We start from the raw sequence: 17,080 nt of genomic DNA on the forward strand, positions 1-17,080 counted from the left end.
AAGGAATCCCCGTCCTGCTTTACACGCAAGCTACAGGACGGTCGGAGGATGTCAATCTGATACTACTGAACAACAAGCAACAGGTGTATTCCTCTTACAGGTGCTAGATCAAGATCGTCCCATTGAGAGTAAGCTTTTCCCGAAGAAAATTAAGGGAATTACTTGGTGAGTCAGGCTATTATTTTAGATACTGGAGTTATTGGTCTTATTACTAACCCAAAACAATCAACTCAAAGTGAATCTTGTGCTACGTGGCTTCAATATCATTTGATTTCTGGTACTACTGTAATAATTCCTGAAATTGCAGACTATGAACTTCGGCGTGAATTATTGCGGGCAAATAAAGGAGAAGGTTTAAAGCGGCTAGACGAGTTAATTAAACTTGTTTAATATTTACCTATTTGTACCCTTGCCATGCGTCAAGCGGCTCAACTTTGGGCCCAGGCTCGGCAACAAGGATAACCGACTACAAACGATAAAAATATTGATGCCGATATGATTTTGATTGCTCAAGCTAAAACACTCTCAGCTAGAAATGTAGTGATTGCAACAACCAACGTGAGACATCTATCTCGGTTTGTTAATGCTGAAATTTGGCCAAATATACTCCTGCCTGGATGAAATAAACTCCATAGAATATCTCAATTTTTGCTACACTGAATGTGTCTACTGGCAGTTGTAATATGGTGGTCAGTCAATTTGTAATCTAAAGGATTGAGTGAAAACAGCGAAATTGCGACAGTATTACTATCTATTGATCTTCTTGGCTGCTCAGGCCAGCGACTAAGGCATCTGCAACTCTGGCAACAGGAATCACCTCCAGGCCAGGGAACTCTAAGGCTTGAGATTTCGGAATAATTGCCCGTTTGAATCCCAATTTGAGTGCTTCTTTCAACCGAATTTCTAACTGGGAAACAGAGCGTACTTGCCCGCCTAAACCCACTTCCCCAATCAAAACAGTCTGAGCCGTGACTAAGCGATCCCGAAAACTGGCCACCACGGCCACCGCAATGCCTAAATCTGCCGCTGGTTCGGCCACCACCAAGCCCCCCGAAGAGGAGACATAGGCATCTAGCTTAGAAAGAGGAATCCCCAAGCGTTTTTCCAGTACAGCTAAAATTTGTAAAAACCGATTGTATTCGATGCCCGTGGTTGAGCGTCTGGGGGAAGGGTAACTGGTGGGGCTAACCAGGCTTTGTAATTCCACGACTAAGGGACGAGTTCCTTCGCAGGCGACGATGGTTGCAGTTCCCGGTGTGGCATCGGCTTCCCCTAAAAATAAGGCCGAGGGATTACTGACTTCTTCTAAACCCTGCTCCACCATCCGAAACACGCCAATTTCCTGACTGGCCCCAAAGCGATTTTTGACTGCCCGCAAGAGCCGATGACTGGCAAACCGTTCCCCTTCAAAATATAAAACCGTATCTACTAAATGCTCCAAGACTTTCGGCCCAGCAATCGCCCCTTCTTTGGTGACATGACCCACAATAAACAAGCTGATATTTTGCTTTTTGGCCAATCGCATCAATGCCGCCGTACATTCACGCACCTGAGAAATCGAGCCGGGAGCCGCCGTTAAGGATGGCAAATAAATGGCCTGGATACTGTCAATCACCGCCACCGTAGGCTGAATCTGCTCCAACTCGGTCAAAATTACTTCGGCATCATTTTCCGGTAATAGTAAAAGTTGCTGACTAGGGGTTGTTCCCAGGCGTTTGGCCCGTAACTTGACCTGTTGCCCCGACTCTTCCGCACAAACGTATAACACCGGATATTGCTGCTGCCAATGAAACGCGGCCTGGAGGAGAAGAGTGGATTTCCCAATGCCCGGATCACCCCCAACCAGGACTAAGGAACCCGGCACAACCCCACCCCCCAAGACCCGATCCAATTCCGCAAAACCAGAACTAAAGCGAAATTCGGGGGTATCGGTGATTTGGTCTAAGCTCAGGGCCTGGGATGGACTGGCTTTGCGGGACTTACTGCTGGTTCCGGGAGTGCGGGTCACGCTCGGGAGTATTTGCTCGTCTAGGGTATTCCACTGCTCACAACTGCTACAGCGGCCAAAATATTGGGCATACTCGGCTCCACATTCACGGCAAATAAATTGGGTGCGGGGCCTGGGCATTATTAAGAAAAAATGAAAGTTAATAAACCACTCATAATTCAGGAATCCTAGGACAGATAAGGGTTTCCAGGCCTGGGAGAACGTGGTAGCTTAATGATAGGATATAAAGTAATAAACATTTACAACATTATATATCGGGAGTGGTAACGGTCTTGGAGAATCACAAAGAAAAGATCCTTGTGGTTGATGATGAAGCCAGTATTCGGCGCATTTTAGAAACCCGACTCTCAATGATTGGCTATCAGGTCGTTACCGCTGCTGATGGGGAAGAAGCCTTAGTCACCTTTCGGGACGAGTTTCCAGATTTAGTTGTCCTTGATGTGATGATGCCTAAGCTGGATGGCTATGGGGTCTGTCAGGAGCTACGGAAGGAATCCGATGTCCCAATCATTATGCTGACTGCTCTGGGGGATGTGGCCGACCGGATCACTGGCCTGGAATTGGGGGCCGATGATTATGTGGTCAAGCCATTTTCCCCCAAAGAACTCGAAGCCCGGATTCGCTCTGTCCTGCGCCGGGTAGAAAAAACCACCACCTCAGGCATACCCAGTTCTGGTGTGATCCAAATTAACGCCATTCGGGTGGATACCAATCGCCGCCAAGTCTATAAGGGGGATGAGCGGATTCGCTTGACGGGGATGGAATTTAGTCTCTTAGAATTGTTGGTCAGTCGGTCTGGAGAAGCGTTTTCCCGCTCTGAAATTCTTCAGGAAGTTTGGGGCTACACACCGGAGCGTCATGTGGATACCCGCGTTGTGGATGTCCATATTTCTCGACTAAGGGCTAAATTAGAGGAGGATCCCAGCAACCCGGAACTGATTCTAACGGCCCGCGGTACGGGATATTTGTTTCAACGGATCATAGAACCAGGTGAAGTTGCTACAGCTAAAGTCTAGTTAAGGGGAGGTGGACAACTTTCATCTGTTTAGTTAAAGGCTGACAGAGCTTTTACCGATGCATGATGATCAAGAGAAACTATGCCACTAGGATTTCTCAATGCCCACGCTGTTAAGGGTTGGCCCCTATCGTTTTTTCTGCTATGTGGGCGATTATAATGAGCCACCTCATATCCACATCGAGCCTGATGCGGATGAAGCTAAGTTCTGGCTTGACCCGATTCGTTTGCAAAGTAATAGGCGATTTAGTCGCACAGAAATAAGTCGTATTCAAAAACTAATCCAAGAAAACCAAGCGCAACTTTTGGCAGGCTGGAATGACTTCTTTAATGATTGAATCTCTTCTACTCCCGACAATCCAGCAAGTTACCATTAAAGATGATACTTTGTCCGTGGATGTATCTGATGGTCGGACAATATCTGTACCCCTGGCCTGGTATCCGCGCTTGCTGCATGGTTCGGTGGCAGAACGCAATGAGTATCGCCTAATTGTCCAGGGAAGCGGAATTCATTGGAGTCAGCTTGATGAGGACATTAATATCAAAAATTTGATTTTGGGGCAACCGTCAGGAGAAAGTCAAAAGTCATTTCAAGCGTGGTTAAAGCACCGGTCAACAGCAGTCTAACAAGCCCGTTCTCCTGGCTTTCTGCTTCAATTCAGCCTTGTTTTAGTCAATGCCGTTGAGTGGAGTTTTTTCAAGAGCCGATGACTAACTTTGGTGTTGTTTATGTCACTGCCAGTTCCCAGGCCGAAGCGGAAATGATTGCCGATGCCTTAGTCAGGGATGGATTGGCGGCCTGTGTTAGTCTCTTCCCAATTCAGTCTGTCTATATCTGGCAACAGGAAATTTGTCGAGAATCAGAATGGCAATTACTGGTTAAGACACGGCAAGAACAATATCCCGCCATTGAAGCCAAGGTTAAAATCCTCCACTCTTATACCACCCCAGAAATTATTTTTCTACCCATTGTCACCGGTTGCCCGACCTATTTAGAGTGGATGCACACCCAAACTGCTTCATCTCAACCCTAAACACCCGGCCTGGCCATGCAGAACACCCGTCTGACTACCCTACTCAATCGTACTGGGGATAATATCCAGCAACAACTCCGCAATCCCTGGCGGCGGTTAGCCCTGATGATTATTGCCCTCCTCTTTGGCATCTACTTAGGGGCCGCCTTAGCCTCAACCGCTGGACAAGTGGGCTACATTGACATCGTGGCCTCGGCCCTTGTGGCCATTGCCTCGGAAATCCTCAGTGCCATTTTCTATGGAAATCGTTGGAACTTCCAAAAAACAATCTTGGGGGAGACCCTCAATGCCCTCAAAGTCGGAGTTCTCTATGGTCTGTTCCTGATCGCCTTCCTCTTGGGTAGCTAAGGAGGAGAATGGGCCAGGGGGCATTTGGTGGGACGGGTGAAATTCGTAAAGTATTGTTGCCCAAGCGTGATAGGTTTAATAGTGGCCAGTTTGAGACTTTTTAGTCTGCTTTGTGTCTGACCCTACACCTAACCCGGAAGAAAACTCCCCAATTGCGAATTTTGCAGCCTTGGACAGTCCCCGAGAGGATATTTCCGGCTCAGATTCCATGCAAGAGTTTTATCAACTCCGTCAGGAATTGCTGTTGACCAGTGTAGTTCTGATGTTGATTGTCTTTCCCGCGGTCTGGTTCTTTTACTCGTTCAATACGGCACTTAATTATATTGTTGGGGCAATTACAGCGTTAATTTACTTGCGACTGTTAGCAAACAATGTTGAGCAATTGGGACGAGGCAAAACTAAGGTGGGAAAGAGTCAGTTACTTGTCCTTGTTGTAGTGCTTGTCATTGCAACTCGTTGGCAACAACTCCACATTCTGCCTGTATTTCTGGGGTTTCTGACCTATAAAGCAGCCATTTTGGTCTATATGTTTCGGACAGTCATTTTGCCGCCGCAGACAGGCCAATGAAAACTGGTATGATTTTTTCGCACTTCCATGAGGTTCTGGGCATGATGCCTTCTGTGTATTTTCCAGATTGGATGATACTCCCCCTGGCCAAAATTGAGGTCGGGCAACATTTTTACTGGCACATTGGCAATCTCAAAGTGCATGGGCAAGTGTTCATCACCACCTGGATTGTTAGTCTCATCCTGATTGTGGCTGCCGTTTTAGCAACCCGGAATATTCAACGGATTCCCCAAGGTGTGCAAAACCTGATGGAATATGCCTTAGACTTTGTCCGAGATTTAACCAAAGGGCAAATTGGTGAGGCAGATTATCGGGGTTGGGTTCCCTTTATTGGGACGCTCTTTCTATTCATCTTTGTTTCTAACTGGTCTGGGGCCCTCGTACCTTGGAAACTGTTAGAGCTACCGGAAGGAGAACTGGCTGCACCGACTAACGACATTAATACCACTGTGGCCTTGGCCCTGTTGGTCTCTTTAGCCTACTTTTATGCAGGACTGCGGAAACGGGGCCTGGGCTATTTCCGTAGGTATATTGAACCAACCCCAGTGTTATTGCCCATTGCCATTTTGGAGGATTTCACCAAGCCCCTCTCCCTCAGCTTCCGTCTTTTTGGGAATATTCTCGCCGACGAGTTGGTTGTGGGAGTCTTAGTACTGCTTGTGCCCCTGTTTGTTCCCTTGCCGGTGATGCTCCTGGGGTTGTTTACCAGTGCTATCCAGGCCATTGTCTTTGCCACCCTTGCCGCTACCTATATTGGGGAAGCAATGGAAGGTCATGGTGAAGAGCATGAGGAAGCCCACTAGGTTAGCTCCGGGGAATAACTCCGGTGAAAGCCGAAATTGAGTTCAGCGGCCAGGCCCATTGACTGGTATTGTTAACTCTGGAAATTTGATTGATTTCGTATTGTAGTTAGAGGAATAAAAATGGATCCCTTAGTTGCATCTGCATCGGTATTGGCGGCGGCTTTAGCAATTGGCCTGGCTGCAATCGGGCCTGGTATTGGCCAAGGTAATGCATCGGGTTCGGCCGTAGAAGGGATTGCCCGCCAACCAGAAGCAGAAGGCAAAATTCGCGGCACTTTGTTGTTAACCCTCGCCTTCATGGAATCTTTGACCATCTATGGCCTGGTTATTGCCCTTGTGCTGTTGTTTGCCAACCCTTTTGTGTCCTAAGCAATCTGAAGCGATCTCACGGGATTAGTCGTTATTCAACTTAAGTTTGATTTATCGCTAATCCCCAGGATCTCCACAACTAGGAGAGATTGATGTTTGATTTTGATGCAACCTTGCCCCTGATGGCAGCGCAGTTCTTACTATTAACGGTGATCCTCAACTTTGTTTTCTACAAGCCCCTGACCCAGGCCCTGGATGAGCGCAACGACTATGTGCGTACCAACCTCACGGAGGCTAAACAACGGGCTGAAAAAGCCAATCAACTGGCCGCCCAATATGAACAAGAATTGGCTGAAACTCGCCGTCAATCCCAGGCCCTGATTGCTGAAGCCCAAGCGGAAGCAACCAAAATAGCCGCCCAGGAAATTGCCGCTGCTCAACAGGAGGTGCAAGCTCAACTGCTCCAAACTCAACAGGAACTGGATCAGCAAAAGCAAGCAGCCTTGAATACCTTAGAAGCGCAAGTATCAGGTCTCAGTCGGCAGCTCCTCACCAAGCTGTTGGGTGCAGAATTAGTCGGCTAATGGAGGAATATTGGTGGACGCAGTGTGGATTTTGGCAACGGAAGAAGCGGGTCACTTTGGCTTGAACTTCAACCTGTTTGAAACAAACATTATTAACCTAGCCATTGTCATTGGCATTCTGGTTTACTTTGGCAAAGGGGTCTTGGGCAAAATCCTTGGAGATCGCCAGGCCGCCATTGCCACTGAGGTGAAAGAAGCTGAGGAGCGAAAACAAACCGCCGCCGCCCGCTTGGCCGATGAACAACAAAAATTAGCCCAGGCCCAAGAAGAAGCCAAACGGATCATCAGTGAAGCGGAAGTCCGAGCCAAACAGGCCAGAGAGCAAATTTTGGCCCAGGCCCAGGTTGAAATTGAACGACTGAAAGCCACCGCCGGACAAGACACACTGGCCCAAGAAGAACGGGTGAGTTTAGAAGTTCGTCAGCGGATTGCCGAGTTAGCCCTTGAACAGGTGGAAGCGGAACTGGCCCACCGCATTGCCCCGAATCAGTCGGCCCAACAGCAATTGATTGATCGGAGCTTGGCTCTACTAGGAGGTAACTAAATGGCATCCCCTGTCAGTGCAGCAATCACAGAACCCTACGCCGAGGCCCTTCTTTCCCTCGCTCAAACCCAGGGACTTGTTTCCCGCTTTAGTGAAGACACGAGTTTATTTCTAGAATTATTAGCCAGTTCCCTAGAGTTACGCAGCTTCATCAGCAATCCCCTCACAAAGGGCGAGGCCAAGAAAGCCGTGATTCGCCAGCTCTTGAACGATAAAGTCCACAGCTATTTCCTTAACTTTCTCCTCTTGCTTGTGGATCGACGACGTATCTTTGTGGCCCAAGAGATCGCTGAACAATACCAAGCCCTCGTGCGGAAGCTGCAAAATATTGTTCTTGCTGAAGTCACAACCACTGTCGAACTCACTGAAGCTCAGCGGGAGGCCGTGGTTCATAAAGTCAAAGCCATCTCCGGAGCTAGCCAAGTGGAATTAGCCTGTCACCTTGATCCGAGCCTGATTGGAGGGGTGATTGTCAAAGTGGGTTCCCAAGTCTTAGACGCGAGCTTACGAGGTCAACTGCGCCGCTTAAGTAACTCCCTTTTAGCTGCCAGCTAAAGTTTTCTGGTTTCATTTTTCCTACTTTTTCCCTTGTCCAATTTTTAGAGAGTAACTCCTATGGTAAGTATCCGACCCGATGAAATTAGTAGCATTATTCGTCAGCAAATCGAACAGTACGACCAGGCCATCAAGGTAGATAATGTCGGGACTGTCCTGCAAGTCGGTGACGGGATTGCCCGGGTCTATGGGTTAGACAAAGCCATGTCCTCGGAACTCCTGGAATTTGAAGATGGGACTGTCGGTATCGCCCTCAACCTCGAAGAAGATAATGTCGGCGTGGTGCTCATGGGTGAGGGCCTGGATATTGAAGAAGGTAGTACCGTTCGCTCCACCGGGAAAATTGCCGCTGTGCCCGTGGGAGAAGCTGTGATTGGTCGGGTTGTGGATGCCCTTGTGCGCCCCATTGACGGCAAAGGCGATATTGTCAGCAGCGAAACCCGTTTATTGGAATCAGCCGCGCCGGGGATTATTCAACGGAAGTCTGTCTATGAGCCGATGCAAACCGGGATTACTGCGATTGATGCCATGATCCCGGTCGGTCGCGGCCAACGGGAGTTAATTATTGGTGACCGTCAAACCGGTAAAACTGCCGTTGCCATTGACACCATCCTGAATCAAAAAGGCCAGGATGTCATTTGTGTTTATGTCGCCATTGGGCAAAAAGCCTCTACGGTAGCCCAAGTTGTCGAAGTTTTCCGGGAACGGGGTGCGCTCGATTACACGATCATCGTTGCCGCTAACGCGAGTGATCCCGCCGCCTTGCAGTATCTTGCGCCTTATACCGGGGCGACCTTGGCTGAGTACTTCATGTACAAGGGCAAACACACCTTAGTCGTCTATGATGACCTCTCTAAGCAAGCCCAGGCCTATCGGCAAATGTCCCTACTCTTGCGGCGGCCACCGGGGCGGGAAGCCTATCCAGGGGATGTATTCTACCTCCACTCGCGCTTATTAGAGCGGGCCGCCAAGCTCAGTCCGGAATTGGGTGAAGGGAGCATGACCGCCTTGCCGATTGTGGAAACCCAGGCCGGGGACGTATCCGCTTACATTCCCACCAACGTGATTTCGATTACGGACGGGCAAATCTTCTTGTCAACGGACTTATTCAACGCTGGTTTACGGCCTGCGATTAACGCCGGGATTTCTGTGTCTCGGGTCGGTTCAGCGGCGCAAATCAAAGCGATGAAACAGGTGGCTGGGAAACTCAAACTTGACTTGGCTCAGTTTGACGAACTCCAGGCCTTTGCCCAGTTTGCCTCTGACTTGGATAAAGCGACCCAAAATCAACTGGCTCGGGGGCAACGCTTACGGGAACTCCTCAAACAACCCCAATACTCACCCATTCCAGTGGAAGAGCAGGTGGCGATCATCTATGCCGGAAGCAATGGCTACTTGGATGAGATTGCCGTAGAGCAAGTGGTGAAATTTGTCGCTGGCTTCCGGGAATACCTCAGCAGCAGCAAGCCCCAATACGGCGAAGCAGTTCGCAGCAGCAAAAAACTGGATGAAACAGCCGAGTCTCTCCTCAAAGAAGCCCTGATTGAGTACCAGAAAACCTTTGCTGCGGTTGCCTAAGCTCAACCCTTAACGTTATTTCCATCACGATAGTCCCTAGAGTCCACAGCTTTAGGGATTTTTATTACTCACAGCATTGGAGAATTCAAACCATCTTTCTAAAAGAGGCTATAACTAATTAACGGTCACAATAGGTGAAGGGAGGGGAGCGACGTAGATTTTATGTGGGAACTTTTAGCAGCAACTAATCTACTCTGGGAAATGCAAACTGGGCAACCCCCTCTGACTCTTCCCCAACCCCAGGCCCTGGTGACGCAATCCGATCCCCAACTCCAAGCCCAAACCCAGGCCTATCTGAAAAATTTGGCATCCTTAGGTTTTTCGCCCCAGACTCAGGGGATTTGGCTCCAGGCCGGGCGGGAATTATTGGTCAATCACAATGGTGAAAAACCCCTGTCGGCCGCATCCGTGACTAAGGTGGCCACCAGTTTAGTTGTCTTGGAGCAATTAGGGACAGATTATCGGTTTACAACCCAACTGGCAGCAACGGGGCCAATTCAGAATGGGGTTTTGCGCGGCGACTTGGTGGTGATCGGCGGAGGTGATCCGCTGCTGGTCTGGGAAGAGGGGGCGGCCATTGGGCATCAGTTGAATCAGTTGGGTATTCGAGAGGTGCAGGGAAATCTGGTGGTGGTTGGCCCCTTGATGATGAATTTTGAGACGGATCCCCTCACCGCTGGGGTTTATCTCCGCCAAGCAATGGACACCCGCCAACTGCCCGACTATGTGCGCCAACAGGCCCAGGCCGAGAAATTAACCATCCCCGCGGCGCAAGTTCGTATTCAAGGCACCGTCATCCCTCAGACCCAGGCCTCACCGACAGCGAAACGCCTGTTTGCCCATCAATCTCTCCCCTTGATTGAAATTGTCCGACAGATGAATATTTACAGCAATAACGACATTGCCGAGGCTCTCGCTGGGGTTGTGGGGGGTGGGCCCAGGGTGGCCAAACGGGCCATTGAGTTAGCTAATTTAACCCCGACCGATATTCAACTCATTAACGGCTCTGGCCTGGGGGATGAAAATCGGGTTTCACCGCGGGCGGCCTGTGGAATGTTAGACCGGCTCCAGGCCTGGTTAGTCCCCCAAAACTATAACCTGGCGGATGTATTACCGATGGCAGGCCGGGATAAAGGCACGGTGGAATATCGGCAACTCCCCAAAGCAACCTTGATCAAAACTGGAACTCTCTGGAATGTCAGTGCATTAGTTGGGGTTGTTCCCACTCGTAAATTTGGCCCCGTTTGTTTTGCAATTGTTAATAACTCAACCGTGGATCATGTTTGGAGCTTTCGGGAGCAACAGGATCAGTTTGTCCAGGCCTTGAGTCGTACCTTGGGAACGCCAACCCCCTTACCCCCGCCCTTTCTTAGTAAATCTACTTATCCCAAAATTGGAGACTTAAATCGGAACCTTGACCCTGCCCCCCGCTCCTAAGTTCAACCCGGCCGTGATGGTGGTCGGAACAACGTCCCATGCCGGAAAATCCCTCTTAACGGCGGTGATCTGTCGGCTTTTGGCCCGGCGCGGCTATCGAGTTACCCCATTCAAAGGGCAAAACATGGCTCTGAATGCCTATGTCACCACTGAAGGGGGAGAGATTGGTTACGCGCAAGCCGTCCAGGCCTGGGCCGCCGGAGTTGAACCCCAAGTGGCGATGAATCCGATTTTGCTCAAACCCCAAGGGGACATGACCTCCCAGGTGATTTTGCGGGGCCAGGCTGGGGGAAAAACCGGGGCCGCCGACTACTATCGCGATTATTTTGACCGGGGCTGGGCCGCTATTTGTCAGTCATTGACCGAGTTATCCCAACAGTTTGAGGCGATTGTCTGTGAAGGGGCCGGCAGTCCCGCGGAAATCAATCTCAAGCATCGGGATTTAACCAATATGCGGATCGCGACCCATCTCCAGGCCCGGACAGTGTTAGTTGCCGATATTGATCGAGGAGGGGTCTTTGCCCATATTGTCGGGACGTTGGAACTATTGGAACCAGAGGAGCGGGCCTTAATTAACGGGTTTGTGATCAACAAGTTTCGGGGGCAGCGATCACTCTTACAGTCGGGCTTGGATTGGTTAGAAGCGCGGACTGGGATTCCCGTCTTGGGGGTGATTCCCTATCTTGACACCCAATTACCAGCGGAAGATTCCTTAGATTTATTTGAGCGGCGCACCTCTACAAGCCAGACCGACCTAGAAATTGCCGTGATCCAGTTCCCCCGGATTGCCAACTTTACGGATTTTGACCCCTTCTTAAGTGAACCCACCGTGAAATTGCGCTATATCAAACCAGGAGAACCCTTAGGACAGCCGGATGGGGTGATTTTGCCCGGAAGTAAGACAACGATTTCAGATCTACAAACCCTGATTAAAACCGGGATGGCCACTCAGCTTAAAAACTATGCCGCAGCCGGGGGGACAATTTTCGGAATCTGTGGCGGGATGCAGATCCTAGGGCAAGAAATCTCTGATCCGGAGGGACTAGAGGGAATTACCGGAACCTGGCCAGGCCTGGGCTTATTACCCTTAACTACCATAATTACGCCGGATAAAGTCACCCAACAACGTCAAGCCACGATTCAGTACCCGATCACCTCCCCAATTACGGGCTATGAAATTCACCAAGGGGAAACCGACTTTGATCAGCGGGGGGATAATCAAGACTTGTTCGCCGAACCTGGCCTGGGGATGGTCAACGTTAGCCAAACCCTCTGGGGGACTTACTTACACGGACTGTTTGACAATGGCCAATGGCGGCGGGCCTGGCTCAATCAACTCCGGGCGAAAAAATCCCTGCCCCCCTTAGCCACTGCGATTAGTAATTACGATCAACAACGGGACTTACACCTGAGCCAGATTACGGATTTAATTGCCCCCCACCTTAACTTAGACTTGCTGTTGGCATCGTAAAGAAACCGCCCTAACATTACTCAATCACAAAGAAAGAGTGGCGAGATTGAGGATAGAGTGACCTGCAATCAGAGCCAGAACATCATCGGGGCAGGAGTCAGGGAAATCGGCCTGGGGCAGTCGGGTTTTAAACCCAGTCGGCATACTCTGTTTCATAGAGTGGTTTGATTGTTGCCATGACCATATTCCGGCACGATCCCATTGCCTGCCTAAATCCAGGAGCGAAACCACATCCGCCAACTAAATTCTAGGGGAGTGAGGGGCAAGCCCAAAAAGATCGGCAGCCAAAAGATAAACCCACCGATAACGAGGGCAATGGCCAAAACCGCGACTCCCCGCCAACGAATATCCGATTGGATCCCTGCCTGGGTCAGTAATGCGGCTAGGCCGAGAAAACTAAAAATCGCTGCGGGCAAATAGTGATAAATAAATAAACAGCGACCCACCTGCACCCAAGGTAATAAATTAGCCCCGTAGTTCATCACCACAAACAGAGCCACCGCCGGAGTCAATTGCCGCGTTACCTGATGTTGGGCCGAGCCAGAAAATTGTATGGGCCGAGTTTGATCCCATTGCCATCGCTCCCAGATCCAGACCCCCAGGCCAAGCAGCAAAATTAACACGCTAAGGGTACTGAGCCAAAGCAGGACTGGATTAAATTGGGCATGGACATCATAAACCCAAGCCGTGGCATTCCGGGGGGACATGGGGCCGAATAAGGGCGGATTCCCTAAGTTGGGGGTAAGCTGATCAACTGTTAAGTAAAAATAGCTCATTGGACGCAGACCCAAGGGCCAAGTAAACCAAGCTGAACAATAGGGATGGGCTGTGCTGCTAATACTCTTGTGATAGTTGTAAAGCTGCTGCTGAATTTGGAAAAAGCCAACCCCCGGATTTAAGCGCAAATGGGGCCACCAGAGCAGACTATAGATACCAGCCATGGAGATCGGGAACACCAGGCCCATCTGCCAGAAAGACCAATTACCCCAGGCCTGGAGATGCTGCCCCCAACGTTGACCATAGCCCCAAACCCAGCCGCATATTTTGGCAATGCCCCAGACCCCATAAAGCCCCAAAACATAGCCCAGACCACTCCACTTCACTGCCACACAACAGCCCAAGGCCAACCCCGCCCCCACTAACCCAATCCAGCGTTGCCGCCCCCGTTGCCCACAGGCCCAGAGCCAGAGGATCTGCCCCACCAGGCCAAAAAAGAGCAAATACATATTGATGAGGGCATAGCGAGATTCAACCAACAGCAACCCATCTAAACTGGTCAAGAATGCCGCCAAGAAAATAAATAATGGTTTTCGCCACAAACACGCGGCCAGTCCTGCCACCAATAGGGGAATTAAAGCACCTGTAAAGGCATTCAGCCAGCGATAGCCCCAGGGATCAAAATGGCCCGACAAGTAAATTCCCAAGGCAATCAAATATTTTCCCAAGGGCGGATGGGCATCAAAAAAAGGCAGTCCGGCTAAATAATTCCGGCCAAAGCGGGCAAAGTAAATTTCATCAAAAACCAGCGTATTAAACCGCGTCAGGCCCCAAAAGCGCGTTACTAGGGCAAATAGCCACACCCCCACCAGGCCAAGACCAAGGGGAGATCGTAAAAACATCAGGGGCCTGGGCATAGGGCAGTGCCTTTGAATACTTGACCTGAAAGATTGTACTGTTCAACCTGGTCTTTATACTTCCGAAGTGGATCGTTGAGGTTCTGAACTCTGCGAACGAGCTTTGCTCTACGAATTTTGGACTTCTGAACTGGATCGTTGAAGTTCTAAGCTCAAATGATGAACCTCAAAGCTTGGGAATTTTCCCCCAGAGCTTGAACATTGCATCTCTGACCCTAGACGATTGCTGGCAATGCCCTAAATTTGGAAAAATATTGTCAAATAACTTTGTGACAGTCTTGGCAGTGAATTTAATTGAATATGCAGAATTAGGTTACGAAAAATGGGTAAACGTGTTTACTACAGCAACATTGCTCATATTTATGACCAAACCCGCTGGCTGCCAGAACCCATTGCCGAGGACGTTGCGGATTTTATTCTGACTTTAGTGAACGCAACCCCCGAAACTACCTTTCTTGAGCCGGGTGTAGGTACTGGCTTAAATGTCCTTCCCTTCGTTAAACGTGGCTATTCTGTAACTGGCATTGATGTTTCCCCGGAAATGCTGAACCAGTTTCGTCAAAAGCTGGATCAAATTCCTCCAAATCTGAAACTAATTCTTGGGGATGCTTCACAACTACCCTTTCCAGATCGCAGCTTTGACGTTGTCCTAACTGTTCATATGCTTCACGCTTTCTCCAACTTGGGACTATTTTTAGATGAGATTGATCGTGTCCTGAAACCAAACGGTTTTTATCTTAATGCTCAATGGATTACGCCACCGGCGCGGCTGGAATTTGAACAACATTTGCAAACTATCTTGGCCAAGTATCAAGAACCACAACCCTCGCGACAGCCACCAAGAATCATCAACGAAATTAACGTAGAGGAGTATTTAAGTCTTAAAGGTTATCAGTGTAATTACTTGATCGCCAAGGAATGGAAAGTCCGCAACCAGATTCAGGAATTACTCAGTTTCTACAGGTTACGGGCATACGGATTATGCTGGCTTGTTCCAGAAGAAGCATTTTGGCAAGCAATGGATGAGTTTGAACTATTTTGTCATGACCATTACGGCTCTTTAGAAGTGGATTTATCCTCCCAAGCAAAATTTGAAATCTGGGCATACACTGCAAGCTAAAATTTCACAGCGACAGACAGTTGGTTGGGCTACATTCCTTCTTATCAGCCGCGCCTGCATTTGCTCATCTATTTAAAGCTTGGCAATTTCACCGTTCAGCTTGAACGATATACATCAGATCCGGGGGATTGCACTTCTGAACTTTACGAACGAGCCTGGATTTCGGAATGATGCACCCCAAAGCTATTTGTGAAGTATGGTACAAGACTTATGCATAATGCGCTACTGAAATAGTCCCAAACTCTTGTTCAAGAGTTCTTAAAATAATATCTATGAGATAAGGCTCAGGTTAGAAGCTGCCTTAAAAAGGTATCAATCATTCCGCGTCAATTCCTTCCCACATCTGAGAAAGAGGGATTCTTTGCCCGGTGGTTGCCTGTTGCAAGGCTCGGCGTAAACTGGCTTTGATCGCTTCTACTGATGTATCGTCTGCATCTTGCTCAAGATCTTCTGTCTGCTCAGGATACAAAATAATCACCCGCACAGCCCCTTGAGTCATTACAGGCACAGGTTCATGGAGGGACAAATTCCCTTGCTCATCGACAATACCTGTGACTTCTAAGCCAGTGACTGGGGCTTTGGGGTTACTCTACTTCTGCCGCTCGCTTAAAGGCTTCGTCTAAGACTTCTGAAAGGGTCGGGTGAGTATGGACCATAAAGGCCAATTCCTTAACATTGGTATTTTTCGCAATCGCATTGGCGGCTTCTTGAATCAAATCTGAAGCGTGCAGGCCAAAGATATGGGTGCCTAAAATCTCGCCCGTGTCGGGCCGGAAAATCACCTTAGCAATTCCATCGGTTTCTCCCTCGGCCAGGGCTTTGGAGTTGCCTTTGAAATAGGTGCGAACACTGGAAACTGGAAACCCTTCTGCCTCACCGAGTTTTTTTGCATCCGGTTCAGTTAAGCCGACAAAGCTAATTTCGGGATGGGTAAACGCCGCCGCCGGAATACTGCGATAGTTAACGGTGCGCGACCGGCCGGCAATGTTTTCCACAACGGTAATCCCTTGGGCAGAAGCGGCATGGGCCAACATCATTTTGCCAGTGGCATCCCCAATCGCCCAAAGATTTTTCACAGGTTTGCCATTTTTGAGGACGGCCATCTGATCATTGACTGGGATAAAGCCCCGCTGATCGGTTTCCACTCCCACTGTTTCCAGGCCCAGGTCTTTGGTTGCCGGAATCCGCCCCGTAGCCACTAAACAGGCATCCACTTCTAAAATTTCGGTGACTTCCTTGGTTTTGGGATCCGCTAATTCGATGACAACAGGCGATCCAGGAGTGATTTTCTTGGCAATTTTGCCCGTGTGGGTTTCAATATCGCGGGGAGTAATCAAGACCCGTTGGGCGATTTTGGCAATGTCCGGGTCAAACGTGGGCATCAGTTGATCGAGAGCTTCAATCATCGTCACTTCACAGCCGAGAGCCGTATAAATATCGGAAAACTCCAGGCCAATGTAGCCACTGCCAATAATCGCAATCCAATCGGGGAGCCAATCCAACTGCACGGCCTGGTCACTGGTAAAGACAGTTTTGCCATCCACCTCAATCCCCGGCGGCACCCAGGGAATCGAACCACTGGCAATGATGATGTTTTCAGCGGTGACGGTCTTTTCCCCAGTTGGGGTAGTCACTGTGACCTTTTGATTTCCGGCCACCTTGCCCCGGCCGACGAGAATATCCACCCCCAAGCGTTTGATGCTGTTGGTTAAGTCCCCCCGAATTTTCTGCACCAGATTTTTTGCATGATTCGCAATACCGCCCCGCTCAAAACTCACCTGACCCAGCTGAATCCCCAAAGTTTGCAGGTGATGAGCCTGTTTCAGTTCCCGCACCCGGCCTGAGGCTGCCAACAAGGCCTTTGAGGGAATACAGCCGCGATTGACACAGGTGCCGCCCATATCCGCTGCTTCGATAATGGCCGTCTTTAAGCCACAACTGACCGCATGGAGAGCCGCCCCATGGCCACCGACCCCGGCCCCAATAATGACCAAATCGTAGTCAAAACTCACGCTGCGGACTCCTTCTTCGACAATGACACGATGAAAATTAGGTAATTATCTGGATGGACT

At 49.5% G+C, this 17,080-nt stretch carries 19 protein-coding genes and 1 pseudogene; 16 read left to right on the forward strand and 4 right to left on the reverse strand.

Translation table 11 applies throughout. The annotated features are described in order from the left end of the window. Nucleotides 1-165: 165 nt before the first annotated feature. Nucleotides 166-390 (forward strand): hypothetical protein, encoded by a 225-nt coding sequence (locus tag RIF25_RS15890; RefSeq protein WP_322879500.1) that lies wholly within the window; start codon nucleotides 166-168, stop codon nucleotides 388-390. 361 nt (nucleotides 391-751) lie between these two features. Here RIF25_RS15890 and radA read toward each other — a convergent pair whose 3' ends face one another. Beyond that, nucleotides 752-2,128: a DNA repair protein RadA gene (radA, locus tag RIF25_RS15895; RefSeq protein ID WP_322879501.1), complete on the reverse strand. Its 1,377-nt coding sequence runs from the start codon at nucleotides 2,126-2,128 to the stop codon at nucleotides 752-754. 152 nt (nucleotides 2,129-2,280) lie between these two features. On the opposite strand from radA, the gene rpaB reads away from it, so the two are divergent. From rpaB to RIF25_RS15965, 14 genes are all read left to right on the forward strand, one after another. Beyond that, entirely contained in the window at nucleotides 2,281-3,024 is a 744-nt protein-coding gene (gene rpaB / locus RIF25_RS15900; protein ID WP_322879502.1) for a response regulator transcription factor RpaB, read from the forward strand. A 100-nt stretch (nucleotides 3,025-3,124) separates the two neighbouring features. After that, nucleotides 3,125-3,361, forward strand: a complete 237-nt coding sequence (locus RIF25_RS15905) for a DUF4160 domain-containing protein (protein WP_322879503.1) — start codon at nucleotides 3,125-3,127, stop codon at nucleotides 3,359-3,361. Next, nucleotides 3,342-3,650 (forward strand): DUF2442 domain-containing protein, encoded by a 309-nt coding sequence (locus RIF25_RS15910; protein ID WP_407682459.1) that lies wholly within the window; start codon nucleotides 3,342-3,344, stop codon nucleotides 3,648-3,650. Before RIF25_RS15905 ends, RIF25_RS15910 begins: the two co-directional genes overlap by 20 nt. Nucleotides 3,651-3,730: 80 nt before the next feature. Beyond that, on the forward strand, nucleotides 3,731-4,057 hold the full coding sequence (gene cutA / locus RIF25_RS15915; RefSeq protein WP_322879505.1) for a divalent-cation tolerance protein CutA: 327 nt from the start codon (nucleotides 3,731-3,733) through the stop codon (nucleotides 4,055-4,057). A 15-nt stretch (nucleotides 4,058-4,072) separates the two neighbouring features. After that, nucleotides 4,073-4,405: a DUF565 domain-containing protein gene (locus tag RIF25_RS15920; RefSeq protein ID WP_322879506.1), complete on the forward strand. Its 333-nt coding sequence runs from the start codon at nucleotides 4,073-4,075 to the stop codon at nucleotides 4,403-4,405. A 112-nt stretch (nucleotides 4,406-4,517) separates the two neighbouring features. Next, nucleotides 4,518-4,973, forward strand: coding sequence for an ATP synthase subunit I (locus RIF25_RS15925; protein ID WP_322879507.1), 456 nt, complete (start codon nucleotides 4,518-4,520; stop codon nucleotides 4,971-4,973). Between the two features lie 41 nt (nucleotides 4,974-5,014). Further along, nucleotides 5,015-5,776, forward strand: coding sequence for a F0F1 ATP synthase subunit A (atpB, locus tag RIF25_RS15930; RefSeq protein WP_322879508.1), 762 nt, complete (start codon nucleotides 5,015-5,017; stop codon nucleotides 5,774-5,776). A 120-nt stretch (nucleotides 5,777-5,896) separates the two neighbouring features. Beyond that, a complete protein-coding gene (atpE, locus tag RIF25_RS15935; protein ID WP_015124952.1) occupies nucleotides 5,897-6,145 on the forward strand; it encodes an ATP synthase F0 subunit C in 249 nt (82 codons plus the stop codon). Nucleotides 6,146-6,237: 92 nt separating this feature from the next. Beyond that, nucleotides 6,238-6,669, forward strand: coding sequence for a F0F1 ATP synthase subunit B' (locus tag RIF25_RS15940; RefSeq protein ID WP_322879509.1), 432 nt, complete (start codon nucleotides 6,238-6,240; stop codon nucleotides 6,667-6,669). Between the two features lie 13 nt (nucleotides 6,670-6,682). After that, nucleotides 6,683-7,213 (forward strand): F0F1 ATP synthase subunit B, encoded by a 531-nt coding sequence (locus RIF25_RS15945; protein WP_322879510.1) that lies wholly within the window; start codon nucleotides 6,683-6,685, stop codon nucleotides 7,211-7,213. After that, a complete protein-coding gene (gene atpH / locus RIF25_RS15950; protein WP_322879511.1) occupies nucleotides 7,214-7,768 on the forward strand; it encodes an ATP synthase F1 subunit delta in 555 nt (184 codons plus the stop codon). Between the two features lie 60 nt (nucleotides 7,769-7,828). Next, a complete protein-coding gene (gene atpA / locus RIF25_RS15955; RefSeq protein ID WP_322879512.1) occupies nucleotides 7,829-9,346 on the forward strand; it encodes a F0F1 ATP synthase subunit alpha in 1,518 nt (505 codons plus the stop codon). Between the two features lie 162 nt (nucleotides 9,347-9,508). Then, nucleotides 9,509-10,783, forward strand: a complete 1,275-nt coding sequence (locus RIF25_RS15960; protein ID WP_322879513.1) for a D-alanyl-D-alanine carboxypeptidase/D-alanyl-D-alanine-endopeptidase — start codon at nucleotides 9,509-9,511, stop codon at nucleotides 10,781-10,783. Nucleotides 10,784-10,799: 16 nt separating this feature from the next. Beyond that, nucleotides 10,800-12,254, forward strand: a complete 1,455-nt coding sequence (locus RIF25_RS15965; protein ID WP_407682460.1) for a cobyric acid synthase — start codon at nucleotides 10,800-10,802, stop codon at nucleotides 12,252-12,254. 209 nt (nucleotides 12,255-12,463) lie between these two features. On the opposite strand, the gene RIF25_RS15970 is transcribed toward RIF25_RS15965, so the two are convergent. Continuing rightward, complete coding sequence (locus RIF25_RS15970) at nucleotides 12,464-13,873, reverse strand: phospholipid carrier-dependent glycosyltransferase (RefSeq protein WP_322879515.1); 1,410 nt, start codon at nucleotides 13,871-13,873, stop codon at nucleotides 12,464-12,466. A 337-nt stretch (nucleotides 13,874-14,210) separates the two neighbouring features. Here RIF25_RS15970 and RIF25_RS15975 point away from each other — a divergent pair, with 337 nt between their 5' ends. Continuing rightward, entirely contained in the window at nucleotides 14,211-15,008 is a 798-nt protein-coding gene (locus RIF25_RS15975; protein WP_322879516.1) for a class I SAM-dependent methyltransferase, read from the forward strand. A 316-nt stretch (nucleotides 15,009-15,324) separates the two neighbouring features. Here RIF25_RS15975 and RIF25_RS15980 read toward each other — a convergent pair. Next, nucleotides 15,325-15,570, reverse strand: a pseudogene (locus RIF25_RS15980) (type II toxin-antitoxin system RelN family antitoxin); the annotation flags it as partial. Between the two features lie 22 nt (nucleotides 15,571-15,592). Further along, nucleotides 15,593-17,020, reverse strand: coding sequence for a dihydrolipoyl dehydrogenase (lpdA, locus tag RIF25_RS15985; protein WP_322879518.1), 1,428 nt, complete (start codon nucleotides 17,018-17,020; stop codon nucleotides 15,593-15,595). Nucleotides 17,021-17,080: the final 60 nt, after the last annotated feature.

It is taken from the genome of Pseudocalidococcus azoricus BACA0444, from assembly GCF_031729055.1.
Classification (GTDB): Bacteria; Cyanobacteriota; Cyanobacteriia; order Thermosynechococcales; family Thermosynechococcaceae; genus Pseudocalidococcus; species Pseudocalidococcus azoricus.